Annotated in this window: 20 protein-coding genes and 1 pseudogene; 15 read left to right on the top strand and 6 right to left on the bottom strand. The window is 43.5% G+C overall.

From position 1 onward, the window contains the following. The first annotated feature begins 42 nt into the window (after window positions 1-42). The 4 genes and pseudogenes from OB236_RS13860 to OB236_RS13875 all read left to right on the top strand — a co-directional run bounded on the left by OB236_RS13860 (window position 43) and on the right by OB236_RS13875 (window position 4,358). The gene (locus tag OB236_RS13860) at window positions 43-810 is read left to right on the top strand and encodes an AAA family ATPase (RefSeq protein WP_262684557.1); all 768 of its coding nucleotides are present in this window, start codon (window positions 43-45) and stop codon (window positions 808-810) included. Window positions 811-1,421: 611 nt separating this feature from the next. Beyond that, window positions 1,422-1,721, top strand: a complete 300-nt coding sequence (locus tag OB236_RS13865) for a hypothetical protein (protein WP_262684527.1) — start codon at window positions 1,422-1,424, stop codon at window positions 1,719-1,721. 466 nt (window positions 1,722-2,187) lie between these two features. Further along, complete coding sequence (locus tag OB236_RS13870; RefSeq protein ID WP_262684528.1) at window positions 2,188-2,769, top strand: hypothetical protein; 582 nt, start codon at window positions 2,188-2,190, stop codon at window positions 2,767-2,769. Between the two features lie 375 nt (window positions 2,770-3,144). Next, window positions 3,145-4,358, top strand: a pseudogene (locus OB236_RS13875) (IS256 family transposase). Between the two features lie 263 nt (window positions 4,359-4,621). Here OB236_RS13875 and OB236_RS13880 read toward each other — a convergent pair. After that, window positions 4,622-5,737, bottom strand: a complete 1,116-nt coding sequence (locus OB236_RS13880) for a hypothetical protein (RefSeq protein ID WP_262684529.1) — start codon at window positions 5,735-5,737, stop codon at window positions 4,622-4,624. A gap of 665 nt (window positions 5,738-6,402) precedes the next feature. Beyond that, on the bottom strand, window positions 6,403-7,704 hold the full coding sequence (locus tag OB236_RS13885; protein ID WP_262684530.1) for an ankyrin repeat domain-containing protein: 1,302 nt from the start codon (window positions 7,702-7,704) through the stop codon (window positions 6,403-6,405). 134 nt (window positions 7,705-7,838) lie between these two features. On the opposite strand from OB236_RS13885, the gene OB236_RS13890 reads away from it, so the two are divergent. The 5 genes from OB236_RS13890 to OB236_RS40070 are packed head-to-tail and all read left to right on the top strand — an operon-like array spanning window position 7,839 to window position 10,809. After that, on the top strand, window positions 7,839-9,344 hold the full coding sequence (locus OB236_RS13890) for an AAA family ATPase (protein ID WP_262684531.1): 1,506 nt from the start codon (window positions 7,839-7,841) through the stop codon (window positions 9,342-9,344). A 20-nt stretch (window positions 9,345-9,364) separates the two neighbouring features. Further along, on the top strand, window positions 9,365-9,769 hold the full coding sequence (locus OB236_RS13895; protein WP_262684532.1) for a DUF1257 domain-containing protein: 405 nt from the start codon (window positions 9,365-9,367) through the stop codon (window positions 9,767-9,769). Continuing rightward, entirely contained in the window at window positions 9,766-9,963 is a 198-nt protein-coding gene (locus tag OB236_RS13900; RefSeq protein ID WP_262684533.1) for a DUF2997 domain-containing protein, read from the top strand. Before OB236_RS13895 ends, OB236_RS13900 begins: the two co-directional genes overlap by 4 nt. After that, a complete protein-coding gene (locus OB236_RS13905; protein WP_408638468.1) occupies window positions 9,944-10,612 on the top strand; it encodes a 4Fe-4S single cluster domain-containing protein in 669 nt (222 codons plus the stop codon). Before OB236_RS13900 ends, OB236_RS13905 begins: the two co-directional genes overlap by 20 nt. Next, window positions 10,582-10,809 carry a hypothetical protein gene (locus tag OB236_RS40070; protein ID WP_408638469.1) on the top strand — a complete coding sequence of 76 codons (228 nt, stop codon included), beginning with the start codon at window positions 10,582-10,584 and terminating at the stop codon, window positions 10,807-10,809. Before OB236_RS13905 ends, OB236_RS40070 begins: the two co-directional genes overlap by 31 nt. A gap of 715 nt (window positions 10,810-11,524) precedes the next feature. Here OB236_RS40070 and OB236_RS13915 read toward each other — a convergent pair. Then, window positions 11,525-12,559, bottom strand: coding sequence for a sensor histidine kinase (locus OB236_RS13915; RefSeq protein ID WP_262684534.1), 1,035 nt, complete (start codon window positions 12,557-12,559; stop codon window positions 11,525-11,527). After that, window positions 12,556-13,269, bottom strand: a complete 714-nt coding sequence (locus OB236_RS13920) for a response regulator transcription factor (protein WP_262684535.1) — start codon at window positions 13,267-13,269, stop codon at window positions 12,556-12,558. The genes OB236_RS13915 and OB236_RS13920 overlap by 4 nt, the downstream gene beginning before the upstream one ends. 181 nt (window positions 13,270-13,450) lie before the next feature. On the opposite strand from OB236_RS13920, the gene OB236_RS13925 reads away from it, so the two are divergent. The 5 genes from OB236_RS13925 to OB236_RS13945 all read left to right on the top strand — a co-directional run bounded on the left by OB236_RS13925 (window position 13,451) and on the right by OB236_RS13945 (window position 15,649). Next, window positions 13,451-13,717, top strand: coding sequence for a thioredoxin family protein (locus OB236_RS13925; protein WP_262684537.1), 267 nt, complete (start codon window positions 13,451-13,453; stop codon window positions 13,715-13,717). A 16-nt stretch (window positions 13,718-13,733) separates the two neighbouring features. After that, a complete protein-coding gene (locus OB236_RS13930; RefSeq protein ID WP_262684538.1) occupies window positions 13,734-14,429 on the top strand; it encodes a cytochrome c biogenesis CcdA family protein in 696 nt (231 codons plus the stop codon). A 128-nt stretch (window positions 14,430-14,557) separates the two neighbouring features. After that, complete coding sequence (locus OB236_RS13935) at window positions 14,558-14,806, top strand: hypothetical protein (RefSeq protein WP_262684539.1); 249 nt, start codon at window positions 14,558-14,560, stop codon at window positions 14,804-14,806. Between the two features lie 22 nt (window positions 14,807-14,828). Continuing rightward, window positions 14,829-14,993, top strand: coding sequence for a hypothetical protein (locus tag OB236_RS13940; RefSeq protein WP_262684540.1), 165 nt, complete (start codon window positions 14,829-14,831; stop codon window positions 14,991-14,993). A 14-nt stretch (window positions 14,994-15,007) separates the two neighbouring features. After that, window positions 15,008-15,649: a peroxiredoxin-like family protein gene (locus OB236_RS13945; protein WP_262684541.1), complete on the top strand. Its 642-nt coding sequence runs from the start codon at window positions 15,008-15,010 to the stop codon at window positions 15,647-15,649. A gap of 1,085 nt (window positions 15,650-16,734) precedes the next feature. Here the strand turns inward: OB236_RS13945 and OB236_RS13950 are convergent. Then, window positions 16,735-17,286 (bottom strand): TetR/AcrR family transcriptional regulator, encoded by a 552-nt coding sequence (locus tag OB236_RS13950; protein ID WP_262684542.1) that lies wholly within the window; start codon window positions 17,284-17,286, stop codon window positions 16,735-16,737. Between the two features lie 148 nt (window positions 17,287-17,434). Between OB236_RS13950 and OB236_RS13955 the strand changes: the two genes are divergently transcribed. Beyond that, complete coding sequence (locus OB236_RS13955) at window positions 17,435-18,352, top strand: ketopantoate reductase family protein (RefSeq protein WP_262684543.1); 918 nt, start codon at window positions 17,435-17,437, stop codon at window positions 18,350-18,352. 343 nt (window positions 18,353-18,695) lie between these two features. Here the strand turns inward: OB236_RS13955 and OB236_RS13960 are convergent, their stop codons facing one another. Then, complete coding sequence (locus OB236_RS13960) at window positions 18,696-19,586, bottom strand: hypothetical protein (protein ID WP_262684544.1); 891 nt, start codon at window positions 19,584-19,586, stop codon at window positions 18,696-18,698. Window positions 19,587-20,015 lie beyond the last annotated feature (429 nt).

Consider the following 20,015-nt stretch of genomic DNA (forward strand, 5'->3'; position numbering starts at 1 on the left):
GTCTGATGTCTTCATTCTACTAGCCCCTATTTTTTCTGTCCAATTTACTGTAGCCGATCCACTAATCAACCCAACAGTGCGAAGGAATGTTTCAGTGAAGGGGATAAAAGCACGATAGCCTTAGCTTTTTTTCTATCAAAGGTGGATATCGATCCCCAGTTATCTCAAAAAATATTGATCTTTGATGATCCTCTCTCTAGTCTAGATCGGAATCGCAGATTAACTACTGTTAAACTTATTAAGGATCTATATTCGCAAATAAAACAAGTGATTGTACTGAGTCATAATGAATATTTTCTTTCAGATCTATCTAAAGGCATTGATAGAGGTGATAAAAGGACTTTACGTATATCGGAAAATTTTTTAACAGATTCCTCGAAATTAGAGCCCATAGACTTAGATGCATTAGTTGAGATTGACTATTTTAGGCATATAAAAGAACTTGAAAAATTCCTTCAAAACGCAGACATTAATCAAAAAGATAGAATACTTGGACTTATGAGAAATATCTTGGAGGCGCATATATGTTTTAAATTTTATAGACAAACTATTGCGATTCCTGAAAACAGCAGGACATTTGGAAGATTAATAGATGAGTTGGAAAATCAAAATGTTGTTTTTAGAAATGATACTATTCCTTCTTCTATCATTTCTAAATTGAGATTAATTAATGGCGTATCCTGTAAACCACATCATGGTGAACCGGAACCTAATTATAGGGCTTTAGGTTGTGATCCAGAAGTAATGAGTATTAGAGAATTAGCTGATCTAGTAAGAGATACATTAGAATTAATAGATGATAAATTATGAGATAGCCACTCAAAATAGCTCTATTTTTGTTATATGGGTGGATCGTTTTCTGATAAATCCGATAATGTAATTGGGATTGTTCAAGTGGATATTTATCAAATTTGAGCATATCGAATCTTGTCTCAACAGATGCATCGTAATAATGAGGGTTTCTTTCGACGGATATTGAGTTTGAGAAAAAGAGAATCACAGCTGATAACAGTAAAATTTGTACACTTCAAAACTTTAGGTGATAAATTAAATAGATATGTTAGTGGAAATCCTTCAGATGTAGATAGAATAAAACATAAACTGGTGTCAAAAATCATGGACTTTCAGTTCAACAAGCCTTATGGATCAAAAGTTTGATTTTGAATTTCCAAGTTATTCCACGATTTCACCAAAGGTACTGGGATGATATAAGTTGGTAGAATAGTGAATTATAGTGGTTAGCTCGCTGAGGCGGGATTGGAACTTTATTCGCGTTTTGGCTCTTAACTCTAAACCATACCAGTGAGCCTCTGAGCCTGATTCCACTAATATCAATATGATCAGTCACTATATAAATAAACCAAACACTTGATTTTAGTTTTGAACATTCATTATGAAAATTTTTTGGAAGTGGATTATTTGTGGATTCTTATAAAAAACTTAACAAGACAGTAAATGTAGGGGGAGAGGGTGAAAAGTTGCTGCAGGGGTTAACTCTCATTTCGGATGTAGTTACAAACAAAACAATCGAATACGCAAAGGAGAGGTTCCAACGCTATTATGTAATTTTCAATTCATTAATCGCAATTCAATCGTATCATGATCATGACTATTACGATAGCGGGTCAATTAACATTTTTATTGGAGCTGATCTTAATGTTGATTTAAATGGTAAAACGATAAGCTTAAATGGTTTTAAATTTATTGATTATTATCGATAAAATTAAATGTGAAAAACGATATATTGATTCGAAAACGGCATACAATGCATAGATACGATAAAGCTCAAGATCGATTTGTGAGTTTTCAATGATGCCTGGTACACCAACTACCTAACACTGTATCTACTACGTTCGTCCCTTGGTCTTCAAGTGGATCTCAAGGAAGTGTTGCACCACCTAACCGCATCGCGGACGGTCCGTAAGGCGTGGTAGGATTCGTAGATACAAAATTAACTAAAATTGCACCTGTGTAACAATAACTTAGGGGGTATTAACTGTGGGAATAAAGGTAAGAACCAATTAAGATTATTTTAATATTACTGCGGATATTGCAAAGAGTGTTTTTATAGAACTGCCTAAGCCACTACCATGGATTGAGCCCTCAATAAATATGTTATATTTGAATTCTGCATCGTCGCTCATTTTCGGGAATTTTTATGCTTCGATTATTTGTTGTAGCACTTTGTTGGAGCACACACTTAGATTAGCTGTGTTAGATCCAATTAACAATGGATTACAAAGAAAACTATCTGATACTCAGTTAAATAAATATCAATCAATCTCAGCGCTATTGAAAGCACCTAACATTAACTTGATTATTCCAGATCCTAAAGATAGGGATTGGTGGGTACAAGTAGCCAGCAGACTAAGGAATAAATCGACTCATTTTATTATCCCAACATTGTTAAAGCTATTTACAGGTAAGGATTATCATCCAAGTGATTATATATTAACTAATGATGACGGTACTCCAAAGCATGATTTATTACACGACTGGGGATCATTTTTTCATAAATCGGATAATTATATTGCAATCCGATTCTTTAATGAGTCGTCAGAACAACTTCAAAAAATAATAACTAATACACAATGGAAGTCTGATCTAACTTGGTGGAAGTCTCAGGAAGAATACTACAATATGTTTTTTAATTTTAAGTGGAATATTGAGTCAATGAAGGAGAGCTTAAATAACATGTATGTAGATTTACTGGATAGGAGAAAGAAAGATTCTGTTAGTGAACTCGAAGAGGACAGCAACATTAACTAACGCCGTATTAACGCTGGATCTGGAGTTTCCTTTGATCTGTCCGAAGCATTTCTGGAGAAGTGGAGTTAGGCAGACAACCCTGCGAACCTAACTAACCGTATCGCTGCTGGTAGCAGTTACTTTAAGATTATCGGGTTCGTGAATGAAAAACGTTATATTACATCGGAACAAAGAACTTAATGCTAATTCAGGCTACTTCGAAGGGGTTTACTATATAATGATTCAAATATTAGAGGATCTGTGGGAGAAGCATATAAATCTTTAATCTCTTTAGCGTGTTTCAATTTATAAAAAGATAACCCAGAGAACCCGAAAAGAGAACGTACTAAGTTTTGTGTAAATGGTTAAACTTTCCATTAAGGGAGATGATCATTTATGCAAGATGTAAAAGACAAGACATTGAAGGAATTAGCTAAGGATTGCCGAACGGTCGAAGATGTTCATGAGATGCTAAAGAGTATGTTCCGCGACACCTTACAACAGTTGTTTGAAGCGGAAATAGATGACCATTTAGGCTACAGCAAACACAGTTCTGAAGGCGACCATACAGGCAATAGTCGGAACGGTTACAGTAAGAAGACATTAAAACCAAGTTTGGCAACACCGAACTGCAAATACCTCGTGATCGAAACAGTGAGTTTGAGCCTCAAGTTATCAAGAAGCACGAAACGAGCCTTAATGGCTTAGAGGAGCAGATTATTGGTCTCTACGCGAAAGGCATGTCTACTCGAGACATTGAAGATCATATGCGGGATCTGAACGGCATTGACGTATCGCCTACGATGGTTAGCAAGGTGACGGATAAGATCATGCCTTTGGTTACAGAATGGCAGTGCAGAGCGTTAGACCGGGTCTATCCGATCGTATTCTTGGATGCGATCCACTTTAAGGTTCGCCAAGAAAATCGTATTATTAACAAGGCTGCCTACAGCGTTTTGGGCATCAGCATGTGTGGACAGAAAGAAATCCTTGGCATCTGGATTGGCGAACATGAAAGTGCCAGCTTCTGGTTAGGTATGTGCACAGACCTCAAAAGCCGCGGTGTAGAAGACATCCTTATCGCTTGCAAGGATGGGCTTTCCGGCTTTTCTGCCATTAACGCTGCGTTTCCACGGACGCAGATCCAGTTGTGTGTCATTCATCAGATTCGTAACTCGATGAAATATGTGACGTACAAGGAAGAAAAAGCGGTCTTAGCTGATTTAAAAAAAGTGTACCAGGCCCTGACATTAGAAGAGGCGGAGGCTGCCTTTGCTTCCTTTAAAGAGAAGTGGGGCAAGAAACACCCCATCATCATTCGCTCCTGAGAAACAAACTGGATCGAGCTTACCGTCTACTTTGGTTATCCAGCTGAGATTCGTAAAATGATGTATACCACCAATATTATCGAAGGCTACCACCGCCAGCTTCGAAAAGTGACCAAAACAAAAACGGCTTACCCATCGGATGATGCCTTGCGGAAGATTATCTATCTTGCCACCATGGATGCATCCAGAAAATGGACTATGCCGTTACGTAGTTGGAAAGAATGTATATCACAGCTTGCCATCCAATTTGGAGACCGGTTGCAAGCGGAACTATCTGCATGAGGATTGACTTGAGAGCCGGCTTGACATGGAGCCTCTATGGGCATGATTCCTTGCGATTGGGCGATAGCTCGTAAACTCGTATCGCTAAGGCCGTTTAGCCTATCATGCCCACCCCTCCATGTAAAGCCTCTGGATGAACAGTTTGTCGGTAAATACCATTTACACAAAATAATTTACGCTCTCCCCGAAAAATCTTTCGGGTTCTTTTCTGTTTTAAATAATCTAAAAATATTGAATTTTTAAAAAAAAGAGAATTTTACTTTCTATGCATAGCGGCTATCATCATCAAGTATTGAAATTATGGCATCACTTTCTTCCGTAGTCAGATACTCAGAGCTACCTAAGAATTGAATTCGATTTATTCCCTGTGAATAGGCAAGATATCGTTTTACTAAGTTTTTGTATAGATAATCAATCGCCTTTACCGTATTCAATATTTGGTCAGCCTTTTCCTTCGTAACTTCTATCCTTGTCGTGGTAATTGTACCTAATTTTTGATTTTTTGACCGCAATTTTTCAACTTCCGTCATTTGTACTGGTAATTTATTATGCATAATAAGCATTGAATCTTTAATGAATGATTCAACAATAGCTTCATCACTTGATTGAATATCAGTTGTGGCTAAATCCAATGGAGAAGGGTATAGATAAGAGTAAAACGGTGCAAATCCATGTTTCAACTTGTTATATGTATCGAATAAGGTAAAATTGGATGGATGTTTACTTACAATATTTTCTGCGATCCATTCCATCCGATCTGATAAAATCGATGTTGTCGAAGATATTCCTTTCCAAATCAATTCTTTTTCTGTATCGGTCAAATCTATAAATATAGTATCCAATTCTTCTTTGGTTTGAGGAATTCTAAATATTTGGCGAATCCTCATATCGACCTCATCTTTGGTTTGCGTTGCTTCAAATCCTGGCTGCAAATAGGCTTCACTTTGGTCAGAAAGCATTTTTATGTAAAACTCCTTTGGATAACCAAAAGCTACAAAGTGTTCGGCTAATGAAGTGGATTCGAGAACATGCCTATAGCATGAGGAGCAGAATCCCGCAAAATCTTCAATTATTGCACCGAATCGAATAATTAAATCACAAAATAAAGCATGGACTGTCAGTGTATCATCGATATTTTTCACATCAATTAACTTGTCTACAAAGGTATCATACATAACCTGGAACATTTGAGTGTTGTGATTAATTCCAAAGAAATTCTTACTCCACAAGAGTTTTAAACTATCTTCATCAAGCACTTCAAGCGATTTTTCGTAAATTGTAGTGCTATCAGGATTTGGTATTAAATTAATGACTTTTTCATTGTTTACAATCGTAGAAGAATTGATTTCAAAATCCAAACCATAGATTTTTTCTCTCATGATAATCCCTCCCTATTTGTGGAAATACGATCCAACTATACCATGTTCTACTCTACTAATCTACCCAATTCTGTGACTCCATTGGCAATAATAAGAATTTGCAATATCTTTTCTGGATTTAGAATTTTTTTTCATAGGTAATTGTGAAAACGCATAAAACAAAATATACAGGAGTTAATTGCTACGGAGGTAACAAATGTTACGTATGGAGAATTGATTAAGGGAGAGTCCTGGAGGTTAGTTCCTACCTAAAGTGATAAAGGAAAATGTGGATTACAGGATTAAGACGAAACACATCGATATGGGGGGGAATGAAGGGACAAAGTGACTTACAACTCACATCATGTTCTTGTCCAAAGTGAATGACGGACGATTTCCATCGGATCTCCATCTTGCCAGGATCTGCATCGGCAAGGCGGAAATCTCCGATTTGTTGATTTCTGATTTATACAGATTGGAAAGATAGTTTGAACTATAGGCTTTACCATTGCCATCAGATAAGAAAAGGGGGGCGAGCCCCGATCAATCTCGCCATTAAGGCCGCGACGCTTACGGACCCCCCACCAACTGAAGCACATACTCGAAAATAACGACTTCGCGAGCCCTTATTCCCTATTCAAACCACATCTAGATAATAGGCGCCAGCTTCAGGCAGATAATAAATTCTATTCAAAGGAAATCCTTCGGCCGACGCTCGCTGGGGCTGTATTACCAGTGCCTTGCTCGGACTCCTGTGCAGCAGTCCCGCCCGTGTGCTTGGCCGATAAAATCGTCATCAGCTCTTTGTAGCGTTTTTCGGTGGCATACTGCAACGGCGATTTTTGATAAACGTCCTGCTGATCGGGATTCGCGCCCAATCTCAGTAAGAGTGAGGCGATTGTCGGGTTGTTTTCGCCCACGGCGTAATGCAGAGGTGTTCTTCCCATGTAATCGCCCTGATTTATATCAATGCCTTCTTGCGACAGAAGAGTGATCATCGCCAGGCGCTCCTGCTCCGCATACGTTTCCAAGGAAGTGATGTCCTCCAGCATAATATCGTTGTACGTTATAGTAAGGCTGATCATGTTCCGTCCCGTGCCGTCCTGATACGTTTTCTCTACTCCATGTCTGATCAGCAGATGATAGACTGCATTTTTCGGGTACCATTTGAGGAGTTCTTCCATGAGACCGCCGAGCTCCGGGGAACGTCCGCTCGAATTTAAACTGGAGATATATGTATCCAGAATCGCAACTTTGCCCGTTTTAACGGCCTGTACGATTGGAGACGGAATCCATACCTTATGCGAGTAAGGATCCGCTCCCGCTTCCACGATTTTGTGCACTAAAGCCGGATCGGCATCGTTCCGGTTGCAGGCGTACAACGCGATGTCTAAAGAGCGAACGCTGGAATTCGGCAGGATAAGTTCGATGAGCTTCTCATTGCGGTTGATAATCGCGTAACTTAAGGCCGTTTGGTTTTCCGAGTCTTCCGCGTTGATATCGGCGCCCACGCCTATTAAATATTCGACAAGAGCTGGTTTGTTTTCGGAGGCGGCCACCAAGAGGGCGGTTTTTTGGTTGCGGAGCTTCGTTTCCAAGTCATAGCCCTGCTGCACGAAGGTGGCGACGATTTCGACTTTTCCCTGCTTTACCGCCTCAAAAACTGACCGTTTTTCGTCCTTCGAAAATTCCCGCTTCGTTATTATGCCTTGGGGAACTGCAACTGCGGAAGACAAGGGCTGCACGGCTGCCTGAGAAGACTCGTACTTGATGCCCAGATAATGAAGCATGAGCACGAGAAAAGCTTCGCCCTGAGCCGCGCTGCAATTGAGCTGACCGGTAAATTCCTCGCTGAGCTGCTGAAAATCGCTTCGGGTTAACTTACTGTTTTGACGCACAAAAATCTTTTGAAACGTTTCGGTCCGGGTAATTCTTAGCAGGTCCCCGGCCACTAGACGGTTAAAATCTTCAATCGAGAGTATCACCATGATAATAGTCCTCCTCAAGCATGAACTTGCGTAAATAAGGTATGGCTGGAACGCCCAGCCGAATGTATAATTATTATAGCTTCACCCCAAATAATTTGAAATACATAATTCGACAAGAAGAAGGAATGACAACAATGTTCGACATCACTAGTTACCTGCAAGCCGGTTACCCGACACTATGGATTCGTACATGGGAGGAAGAGCGTGCGTTAATGCAATTGGCCAAAGTGGCCTGCGATCAGTCCTTGAAGCTGAAAGTGTGGTCCATTACGGAAGGTTGGGTAAGTAAAGATACGGGGAAACGGTTGGAAGTGACCGACCCCGTGGAAGCTCTGAATTCGGTGCGGGACGGCGAGGATTCGAGTCTCTATGTGTTTCTCAGCTTCCATTTTTACCTGGGAAGCCCTGAAGTGCTGCAAAAGATTAAAGATCTTATCCCGATTGCCAAAAGCCGCGGCCGTCACCTCGTGTTTCTGTCCTGCCGCGTCGACCTTCCCCCCGAAATTGAAAAAGAAATTACACTGATCGATATTCCCCTACCCAAAATAGAAGAGCTTTCCGCTGTGCTGGACAGTGTTTTAGAATCGGTTCCTCACTCCATCCAGGTGGATGATCGCAAAGCATTGCTGGAAAATGCGCTGGGGCTCACTTGCGCGGAGGCGGAGAATGTGTTCGCCCTGTCGCTTGTACGCCACAAAAGCTTTTCGATCGAGTCCATCCGCAACGTCCAGCTTGAAAAATCTAATATCCTTCGCAAATCGGGCCTGCTCGAGTTCATCCCGGCTGATCTTACGACGGAAGAAATCGGTGGGTTGGATTTGCTGAAATCATGGCTGTCCGAGCGAAAGCGAGCTTTTTCCGAGGAAGCGCAAGCCTTCGGTCTGCCGAACCCTAAAGGAGTGCTGGTCGTCGGGGTGCCCGGCAGTGGCAAATCCCTTTCGGCCAAAGCGATCTCGAGCGCTTGGAACTTGCCGCTACTGCGCTTCGATATCGGGAAGGTGTTTGGCAGTCTTGTCGGGCAGTCTGAAGAGCAGATGAGACGTGCGCTGCATTTGGCAGAGTCGATATCGCCTTGCATTTTGTGGATCGATGAACTGGAAAAGGGGATGGCTGGGCTGCAGGCGTCGGGTTCGTCCGATTCCGGCGTAACGGCGCGTGTTCTTGGAACGTTCCTCACATGGATGCAGGAGAAGACGCTGCCCGTTTTTGTGTTTGCTACCGCAAATAATGTGAACGCCCTGCCCCCGGAAATGCTGCGGAAAGGGCGATTCGACGAACTGTTTTATGTGGATCTGCCTAGCGAAGCAGAGCGAAATGATATTATTCGCATTCATCTGGAGAAGCGCAGGCGCAATCCGAACGCGTTTGATCTGGGCCATCTTGCCCGGGAATGCGATGGTTTTGGCGGAGCCGAGATCGAGCAGTCGATTGTTTCCGGGCTTTATCGGGCTTTCAGTCATAATCGTGATTTGCAGACAGGCGACATTTTGGAAGCATTTCGGGCGACCAAGCCGCTTTCGCAGATTATGAAGGCGCATATCGAGCGGATCCGGGAATGGGGAGCGGCGAACGCGCGTCCGGCCTCCTCCAGCATGGTGGAGACGACCAGCGACGACAATAAAAGACGCTTGTTTATTTAAGCAGGAGGCAGGAGAAACGGATGTCACATTTTACAACTTTGCAGACGACGATCAAAAATATCGAGGCGTTGCACATCGCGTGCAGGGAACTCGGGCTTGAACTTGTGCAGGAAGGGCAGGCGCGGGGCTATCAGGGACACACCGTGTACGGGGATTATGTAATCAAATGCAAAGGGCCGTATGACGTTGTTTTGAATAAGCAGCAGGACGGTCAATATGCGCTTGTCACCGACTGGTACCAGGGACATGTGGCCAAAGAAATCGGTGATAGCGGAGGCCGTCTGCTGCAAACTTATGGTGTCGTTCTTGCCACGATGGAGGCTCGCAAGTTGGGCTACACAGTTTCCCGCCAATCCATGCCGGACGGCTCCGTGAAGGTGGTTTTGACTCAGGCGGCATCAGGCGGAGGAGGAGGGCTGAAATGAAGCAGATTGTTATTACCGTCGGGACCGACGGCTCCGTTTCGATAGAAGCCCAGAACTATAAGGGCAGTGAATGCGACGCGGCGACCCGGCCTTTCGAGGCGGCATTGGGACAAATAACGAAAAAAAGGCGAAAACCTGAGTTTTATGCAGCGGAGCAGGGTAATGTGAGCAAACATGAAAAGTTTTATGAATAAGGACGCACAACGCGATTGTGATGAACCGGTTCAGGACGGCGAGATACACCTCATGCTGCATACGGGTGTCACCCCATACTCCTTGGTGAACGGTCCGGGGCTGCGTGCCGTCATCCATATGCAGGGCTGCTCTCTCGGCTGCAAGGGGTGCTTTAATCCGGCTTCTCACGAAGCGGGAAGCGGCATAAAAATGAGCGTCGGTGAGATCTGCAAGAGTATACCTGATGAGGTGGAAGGTGTAACCCTCAGCGGCGGAGAGCCTTTTCAGCAGCCGGATGGCTTGCTGGCGCTTGTCTGGGAGCTGCGGCAACAAGGATATTCCATCATCGTGTTCAGCGGGTACACCAAAGAGGAAATTGCTCAGTTGCCGAAAGGGCGGAGCATAATGCAGTATATCGACGTTCTGATAGACGGACGCTATGACGTGGACAAGTCGGCTGCGGAAGGTCTGCGCGGGAGCGCGAATCAAGTCATTCACCTTCTGACGGATCGTTACCAGGCGCGGGATCTGCTGGATCGCCTGACGGAGCTGACTTTCCTGCAGGATGGCACGGTCACGGTGACAGGGTTTCCGCCGAGCAAATTGCAGAAACTTATAAAGCACGCTGGGGTATTGAAGTGTTCTTCAGATGGATTAAGCAAAACCTGAATGTGCCTGTCTTGTTTGGTACAACTAAGAACGCGGTGTTCAATCAACTTTTTGCTGCGCTGATGAATTACGTGGTCCTAAAATGGTTGTACACTCATGCTCTCTCTTTCGTTATTACATGCAAGTCAGTATCACTCATTCGGCTTAAGAACAGATTCAGGATGATCAGTTGCAAGTTGAATGGAGTATCGCTCTAGAGTGTTGGATAAACAAGCCTATTTGTCCTCTCTAAACAACCTTAAAATTGCTTAAACAACAGGCGTGGCTTTACTGGTATTTATGAAATCAGCGTTTTATGACAACGATAATTACAGAAAATCACGCTTTATGACAATTGTCATTACAGCGAGTGCCAAATAGACGGTACAAAACACCCCGATAAGGGGTGTTTTGAATGACAAACTGAATTACAACTCACAAAAGTTGTGGGTAACGATTATAAATGAGACAAATTACGTTTTATGTTTGAGACTATGAATTACAGCCCAGTTAGATCAATCCCTTGATTTAACTGGGCTTTTCTTTTGTAAATATTAAAGGAGAGAATTTAGTTAGAATGGTTATTAAAGAATTGGGATAAAGAAGATGAAAAGTATAGCTCTAAAAGGAAAGTTAATAATTGGGGGAGTCGCTATCATTCTCATATTATTTTATTGGTAGCTTTTATAGCCAGAAGAATCAAAGAACAATTGAATATGAATCTTTATAGGAGAGACTCTTGCGGTCTACAGGAGAATTTGTAATTTCCAATGAATATTTTGGGCTTACGACTATGAACGGCCTTGGCCGGAGGAGGAGGTTAGTATGAACGTTATAGAGGATTGGAGCGGCGAAACGAAAAGGGAAGCCGAATCGACTCGGTCGCTTAGCTCCCGGAAGATCATCCTGGCCGCCAACATGAAGTCGAGCTTCTTAACCCCGGATCAACGTGACCTTAAACACACTTCCTAATTCGGAACTCGTCTCCAGTTCAACGGTCCCCTGGAAAAATGCAAGCAAATGGCGGACAATCGACAGACCTAGACCAGCCCCGCCATTCCTACGTGCCCGTGACGAGTCGATTCGATAAAACCGCTCAAAAACCAGCTCCCTGGATGAAGGGGATATTCCCTTACCCGTGTCCGAAACCCGTACCACAACCCGTCCATCTTCATGCAAAACCTGTAGCGTAACATTCCCATTTGGCCGATTATACCGGATGGCGTTGTCCAGCAGGTTTCGAAAGACTATGAATAAGAAGCTTTCTTCCCCCTTGACCAAAGCAGTGCAGGGCTCTATCAGATGAAGCGTCACCCCATATTTGACTGCCACCGGTTCCATAAATGAAGTTGCGTCTACGAGAATGTTGGCAAGCTCTACAACATTGTGCTCACTATGCATCCGATCGTACGTCCCGTCAGCTAGTAGCAGCAAATCCTCCGTTAATGACTCTAGTCGCGAAAGCGTCCGCTCCGTTGTTGCCCTGTAATCTCTCCATTCGCTTGGATCAATGCCATAGCTGTCTCCGAGCACTTCAAGATTCGTGCGCAGGATGGAAAGCGGTGTTCTTAATTCATGCGCGGCCGCGGAAACAAAACGGGCCTGCTGTTGAAAAGAGTGTTCCAGCCCATCCAGCATCGTATTGAATACGATCCCGAGCTTCTTCAATTCATCATGAAGTTGGTCAATCTCTAGTCGTTTGTGCAGGGTGGTTGCCGTTATTCCAGCAGCTGTTTCACTCATCCGTTTCACAGGCTTCAGGATAATCACTGCGAGCCATTGCGCGCTGAGAACCATGCCTGCTAAAGCTACAAGCAAGCTTATGATTCTACCCTGTAGCTCTGACACAATCTTGTAAACTGAGAAAAAAGACTCTATAGTCGCATAAAGAATAATCATTAGCGCCAGATGAAGAATAGCAAACAGCGTCAATCTTGATCGCAGTGAAAGACGATTCCATGGTCTCATGTCGTTTCCTCTTTCTTTCCAGCGGTGCGCAGAGCCCATTTATACCCATAACCTTGAACGGTCTGAATATACCTTTCTCCTGCCTCTGGCTCATGGTGCGAGAGCTTTCTGCGCAAGGAATTGATGTGAACCCGGACCGTTGAGGTAAGAGGATCCGCATGGATATCCCAAACGTGCTCAAGAAGCCTTTCAGACGAAATGACCTCGCCGGGATGGAGCATCAGATATTCGAGCAAACCGAATTCTTTTCTCGTCAATGAAATAAGTACATTCTCTAACCAGACTTCCTTCGTTTTCGAATCAAGGGTAAGCTGGTCGAACTGCAGGACGGGACTTTTCACTGACGAACTCCGGCGAAGGAGCGCCCGGATGCGGGCAAGCAATTCATTGAACACAAAGGGTTTACGGAGGTAGTCATCTGCACCTGAATCGAGCCCTTCTTCCACCTCATCCGAATGGCTGCGCGCTGTCAACATGAGGATAAAAACATCGTTATGGTGTGATGACTGGCGAATTCGCTGACAAAGTGAAATGCCATCCAGCTCCGGAAGATTGATGTCGAGAAGAATCACATCATAATCATTGGTATCCGCCAACTCCCACCCGGCTAGCCCGTCATCAGCGATGTCCACTGCATAACCTTCCCGCTTTAGACCCTTGGCTAATGCACGTGAAAGGTCCTCTTCATCTTCAACAATGAGGATACGCATATCACCACTCCTTCCTTCCATGACAATAGCATATCACACGAATTTCCGCGATACGAGGAAAATAATGCAGTCTTTCGGGCCTCACTTAACAAGGATTTAACAGTTCAACCTTTATAATCAAAGTATTCTTACTTTTGATTGGAGGATATTTAACAGAATATGAAAAGAAGGAGGAGTTCTTTTGTTAATTGAGGTTGTAACAGCAGGACCGGGGTGTTCAATTTGCCAAAAAGCGCTAAAGTTAGTTAAGCAAGTAGCGGTGGAATTTCCGCAAATCGAGACTCAGGAGTTAAGTGTGGTTGATCAGTTTGAACGTCTCCAGGAACTGAACATTTTCAGCGCCGGAGCGATTCTTATCAATGGGCAAGCAGAATTTGGCTCCTTACCCTCACTACCTAAGCTTCGTAAACGTGTGTATGAATTGCTCAATAATGAAGATAATCACTAAATAAAAGGAGAAACTAATGCAAGATTTATATCATTTCACAATCACAGGCGGAATTTCCGCCTCTACCTACATCCTTGTGTTCATCGGCGGAATCGTGAGCGCGGTATTGGCATGCTATTTGCCTGTGCTTGCTATGTTTGCGAGTTATGTCCAGAGAGGAGCAGCCGGCGATAAAAGAAAAGCCATTCTGATATCTATCAACTTTATCTTGGGTATGCTTGTCACTTCACTGTTGACTGGTTTGATATTCGCGCTGCTCGGCCATCAGTTCCTGCCCTTTGTTGAGAAATATCGTTTACAAAACTGGATTCCGCCTTTCTTTGACATATTGGCTGGGTTGCAGTTGCTTGGTGTCATTTCAATCGCAATGCCTACTTTCCAAAAGTCGTTTAGCCGGCCAGAAATCCCACAAAGCACCGTAGCCGCCTTCAAATTAGGGATTCCTTATGGACTTGTCATTTCGCCCTGTGCAATCCCAATCTTTTTTGCGCTGATTAGCTATATTGCACTTCAAGGAAGTCCGATTCACGGAGCGTTGCTCATGATTACCTATTCGTTAGGGAAAGGCGTGGTACTCGTGGCTGTTGCAGTCTTTTCCATTTCCATTCTACGCAAATTGGCAAAATGGGGCGGTCCTGTAAAAAAAATTGCCGGCTACTTCTCACTCGTGATTGGCATCGTATTTCTGATCATTGCGTTTATGAAATATTAGCTTAGCGTATACCTGAATCCGTGATCTATTGAATGTGAAAACGTGAGAAAGATCAAGGGAATTACCGTTCCGATGGTGAAAAAGTAGAATAATCGCTCTTTTTTAAAATTCACCATCGAGGTGTAGTTATGAAAATCCAATTCGTACGATCCAAAGAGATCATTCTCACCACACATGCACGGTTGGCGAATGTCGGCTCCCTGCTTGCCCATACGAAGCAGAAGAAACGGTTGAATCGTACCGTCTTTCGCTCACGAAGTGCCTTCGAGCCCTACACTGCGCCAGCGTTTGGTGCTGCAGCTGCATCAGAGAAATCAGACTGGAACCGAATTCTGCCGGAGGAATCCGCGGATCTCTGGCTAAGTATCGCGAAATGAAAGCAATGGTGCGAACAGCGGGATGGCAAAATCGAATATGTCGGTTTCCGTGAATTTTGCAGAAAAAGCATTCGATCGTAAGCTCCGGCAAGTGTTTCACGTGATCAAACGTACGATGGATAGGGATGGTCAGTTGACTGCTGTTTCCGGAAATCGAAGTAAATGTATTTTAGCGGTTCAATTATAAAGGAGGAGCAAAACATGTCATTAACGCAAGTTTTAGCGGAAGCCAAACAGAAATTTATCGCGCATACCCCTATTCAGATTCAAACGGAGATGTTCCGTCAGATCCGGGAACAGCAGGAATCCGGTATTGCTTACGGCCGACATGAGGGGCAGAAGGCCAAGGATTTTACACTCAAGAATGCTTTGGGAGAATCGCTTAATCTTTATGATGAACTGTCCAAAGGGCCAGTTGTTCTGACTTTTTACCGGGGCGGGTGGTGCCCGTTCTGCAACAGTCAGCTTAAGGCCTATCAGAAGCTACTGCCGGACATTGAAGCCCTTGGGGGCCAGTTGATCGCGGTCAGCCCGCAAAGCCCGGACAACACGCTTTCCCAGCAGGAGAAAGAAGAGCTAACCTTCCAAGTACTTAGCGACACAAACGGTCTCGTGGCCGCTCTCTATAACATCCTCTACGACGTTCCGCATTACATCCAGGACATGATGAAACAAATTGGCATGGACCTGGCGGAATACAACGCGACGAACCGCTGGATCCTGCCGATTCCATCCACCTTTATGATCGACGAATCCGGCATTATCCGTTCCGCCTACGTGAATCCGGACTTTATGCAGCGGTTGGATCCAGAGAATATTCTGCGTGAATTGAGAAAGCTTTAATTATTGATTGTCCTGAATGGCGGAACAGCCGTACGTACTGCCGTAATCGCTGCCTGCTGGACAAACAGAATTACCTTAACAATAAAATGCGAAAAGGGCCCCAGAAAGGAGAGCCCTGCAAAAGCCAAGCTTTTGTCATAGCTATTACTTCGAACTGGAAATTCGGGTACCATGAAACGAAAAAGCAGTCGATCCTCATCCGAGGGCGGGCTGCTTTAATTCTATGAACAGATTAAAGATAGAGGACAAGATCCGGATAAACTGATTTAGCCAATGAACATGGATCGATACGATGATGAGTGGAAACAAATCTTCTAAATGGTGGGCAGAAACAGAAATGTTCATGAATACATATAAGCGGAATTGGTAAGGAATTCATATGATAAAAATTGTTTTAATTTGCATTATATAAAGCACTTATCAACTTATCTCAATTATAAGCAGAATAAATACACTTCATATCTCTTCGAACAATCCAGGAATACTTGCCCTGCTTGTTGTTTCTCTAAACGATACGACGTTTACGGTTCGAGCCTCTTAACAACCACCTCATGTAGGGGCATCCCGCCGTCTTCCCGTTCGATCTGCTGCAATATTTCAATTTTACATATGAAGAGCAGGAGATTCTACCATAAAATCCGATTTTGCATTTTAAAGGTAAAGGTTGAAATTCCACCACAAAATCCGAATACCCAATTAAACTAATATAAAAACTGATTTACTACACATTGATTTGCTTACACCGAACAGTTAAAGAAGTCGTTGAACATGTAAGAAGCGTTGCGAATAGACGCAGCGGCAGTTTAGTTGAATTAGGAACGCGGATAACTAAATTAAAGAATACTCACCAACACTACGGCGAGTTTTGCTTTATTATATTGTAAAAAGAAAATAAAGTTTAGACTATGAACCGTATCACAAATAGAGGCAATTTCTCTGAAGAAAAACTTGCAGAAGTCTGTATTTACAGAATGCGGACCCTTAAGAGTAGGTTAGGCCAGTCTTTTTGGAGTATATTGTGTAAACAAGCTTATGCGCGCTTTTTTATTGTTATACAACATATGGATTTGGTTTGAATGACAGACTCATTCTTTAAAATAGGGCGTAATCCCTCTTGAATATAGGTTCTCCACTAACTTGAAAAATTCTTCTGACGATAAATCCTTTTGACGCTGGAGCCAAAGACGAAATAAGGAAAGGGAAGTTGTCAGGTAAAACTCAATTAAGTATGGCGTTAAGGAATGGTTTTGCGGAACGTTTAATTCTAATTGATCCAAAGTGATTTCTTTTTTTAAGCGTTTTAAAAAACGGGCACTTCCATAATCACCCAAAAGAGCTTTAAGAACCAGGAGATGTTCTCTTTTGTCCAGACAATAGAGCGTATCTTGAACCGTATGCATCGATAGCTCTTTATTCGCCAATTCTTTTTTTAATTCATTCAATAAGTCATTTTCAACAGAGTCTAACAATTCGTAAATGTCAGTAAAGTATTGATAAAAGGTGCTGCGGTTATAACCTGACTTATTAGCAATATCCTGAACCGAAATTTTCTCAATCGGCTTTTGGCTATATAACTCACAAAAAACTTCTACAAACTTTTGTCTTGTTTTCTCCGTTATTTGGGGTTGCTTTTTCATGTTTCCCTCCTACTTGCGAATAAGAATATCATCCGACAAATAATAAAAAACTGATGGTTGATCAAGTAATAATAAAGATTTATAATCACATCATACAACATGTTGTCTGATAATGAAAAGAAAATGTTAATAAGTAGGGGTGGTTTTCATGTCAGCAAAACAAGATCGAATTTTAATTTTTGGTGCAGGTGTCATCGGGAGCATGTACGCAATTAAGCTCATTGAAGCAGGGTTTGACGTTACCCTGTTTGCACGTTCTAATAGATTTAAATCATTAAGAGAAAATGGCCTGCAATATAAAGAAAAAGGTACAGTTAGATCGATACAAGTGAATATCATTGATACGCTCGAAAATGACGATGTATACGATTTTATTTTCGTTACCGTTCGTTATGATCGGTCCGAATCAGCGTTGTTAGCGCTAAAAGATAATCAAAGCAAAAATATAGTTACGATGACTAATAATCCAATTGGATTTTCTTCGTGGCTGGATATCGTAGGGGATAGACTTTTACCAGCTTTTCCCGGCTTCGGCGGACAGATTAAAGATGGAGTATTGCATGCTCGATTTCTACCAAAGATTATAGCGGCAACTGCATTTGGAGAAATTAATGGTGTAGTGACAGAACGCATAGAAAACCTCGCAAAATTATTTAAAACAGCAAAGCTTCCCTACGATATTAAAAAGGATATGCAAGCGTATCTAATCACACATTCCGTATCAGACATTGCCATGCTGAGCTTTTTGCATTCTGAGAATAAGATAATTGACAAAAAAACAGCCAGAAAGACGGCACGCAAAATAACAGTCACTTTAAAAGCATATCTAAGGGCAATACAAAAAGCTGGCGTTTCAATTGATCCACCAATGCTTAAAATGGTGCTTAAATTTCCAAACTTATTTTTGGACCTTTTCTTTATGACATGGCTACGAACTAAAATGGTTAGGGATATGATGTTGCCGGATTATGCGAATAATGCTAACAATGAGATTGTGCAGCTGAGTAATGATTTAATGAAATTTTTAAGTCAAAATGATATCAAATCGGAAATACATGTTCAGTAATTTTTTTTGTTAAAATATTATGGTAATTTTTAATTTATTTTCATTAAATCCTTCAATTGGGCATTAATCTGAATATGAAAATCGAAATATATAGTTTTTTCGTAGCATCCTTGACTAAACTAACGGGAAACGATAATTGAACAACAACAGCGGCAGTCTAAGACTTTATTTTCACAGAACAATTATTCAAGTAACTGATCTTCCAATGCCTCTCTTGCTACTTGCTGCGCATAGGAATACCGAGCGAGCGCCCAATTTGTCCTGCGTTTAAAATGGTGAAGTGAAGCTTTAGCTCCGTGTTGCCTTGAACTCCTTATAACCATGTTGCATCAGGGCCGTAAAATCAACCGTCCGACGGGGTGTACTTACCCACGTCCGGCTCGAATGCCGTTCCACTCGCCAGGTTCAGTTCCACGTGGGTGGTTCCGCGATCGTCGGTCAGCACGATCATTCGCGACCCGACGACGGGAACGCGGTCGGCGCTGGTGCGCATGTGTGCTAAGATGACACGAGGAGCACCGTCAACGATATAATTTACCTCAACCGTGAACATTGGGAAATTAAAGAGCCAACGGTTAGTAAAATTCACGGCGGTCAACGTCCCGGTGCATGACGAACCCTCCACGCGGAGTCGCTCGATGTCCGCCTGACGCCGCCGGGCGTGGGCGATAGAACCGGGCAACCGCAGGAGCGCGATGGCGGCCCAGAGGGCGAAGCTAGCTCCAACGACGGCGCCGAGCTCTGGCGGGATCGTCGGCGATGTCACTATGGCTTCGAGGTCAAAGGGGCGCGACAGGTCGCTTGTCAGCGTCCAGAACAGGAGGACTCCCGAGACTGCTGCGAGCCCTCCTGCTACCGATAGCGTCGCGAACAGGCCCGCCACCCTGGTCTGTCCGAACTGCTCAATCGATCGCGAGTACACTCCACCGGTCGTACCGATCGCGATGAACAGCAGCAAAACGGCGACGCCCACTGTGACCGGATGACCGAGGAGCATGCTGATCGCCGGTGTCGGCGCCATGCTGAGCAGTGCGCCGAACGGCACGGAGCCTGTCAGCGCCCACAGTGCAGCGGCTGTAAGCAGCCACGGCATCAGCGGAGCCGCGCGTCCGACGCGACGTCCCGGCAGGAGCATAGTCATCCGTCCGTTCTTATCCGTGGTGGAGAACAGCGGCAGCATCTCGATATGTTCTTGCTGCCCGTGCTTCTGCTGACCCTCCGCAGCATCCCTCATTGGCATCGCCCTCCCGAGGAAGATACTCGCACCCTGAGTGGCGGATGGGGATTCCCCGCGACGCGGCCGGGACGATCAACCTTAAAATGGAGGAGTTTCTTCCCTTTTTCTTCCTCATTATTGAACGTTTTTTTATAGGTGTTATGATATTCTAGGTGCCGTAATAGAAAGTTCAACTTCCTATTATCTTTGTACTCAGCCATACACAACTTCACCCCAAATATTTCATATCTATATTTTACCACTATAAGGTTGTCCGCTGTAAATCCCCCCAAGTCGACATGCATTTCAATATGGCGTGAGCAACTAACAGGTACGATAGTTGAACGGAACAAGCAGATCACCGCGCAGCAGCAGTTCCTTTCGCATTTTTCGCCGATAGTATCGTTAAACTGACCCCGATCAGAGCGAGGGAAAGATAGCACAAAT

Source organism: Paenibacillus baimaensis (assembly GCF_025567575.1).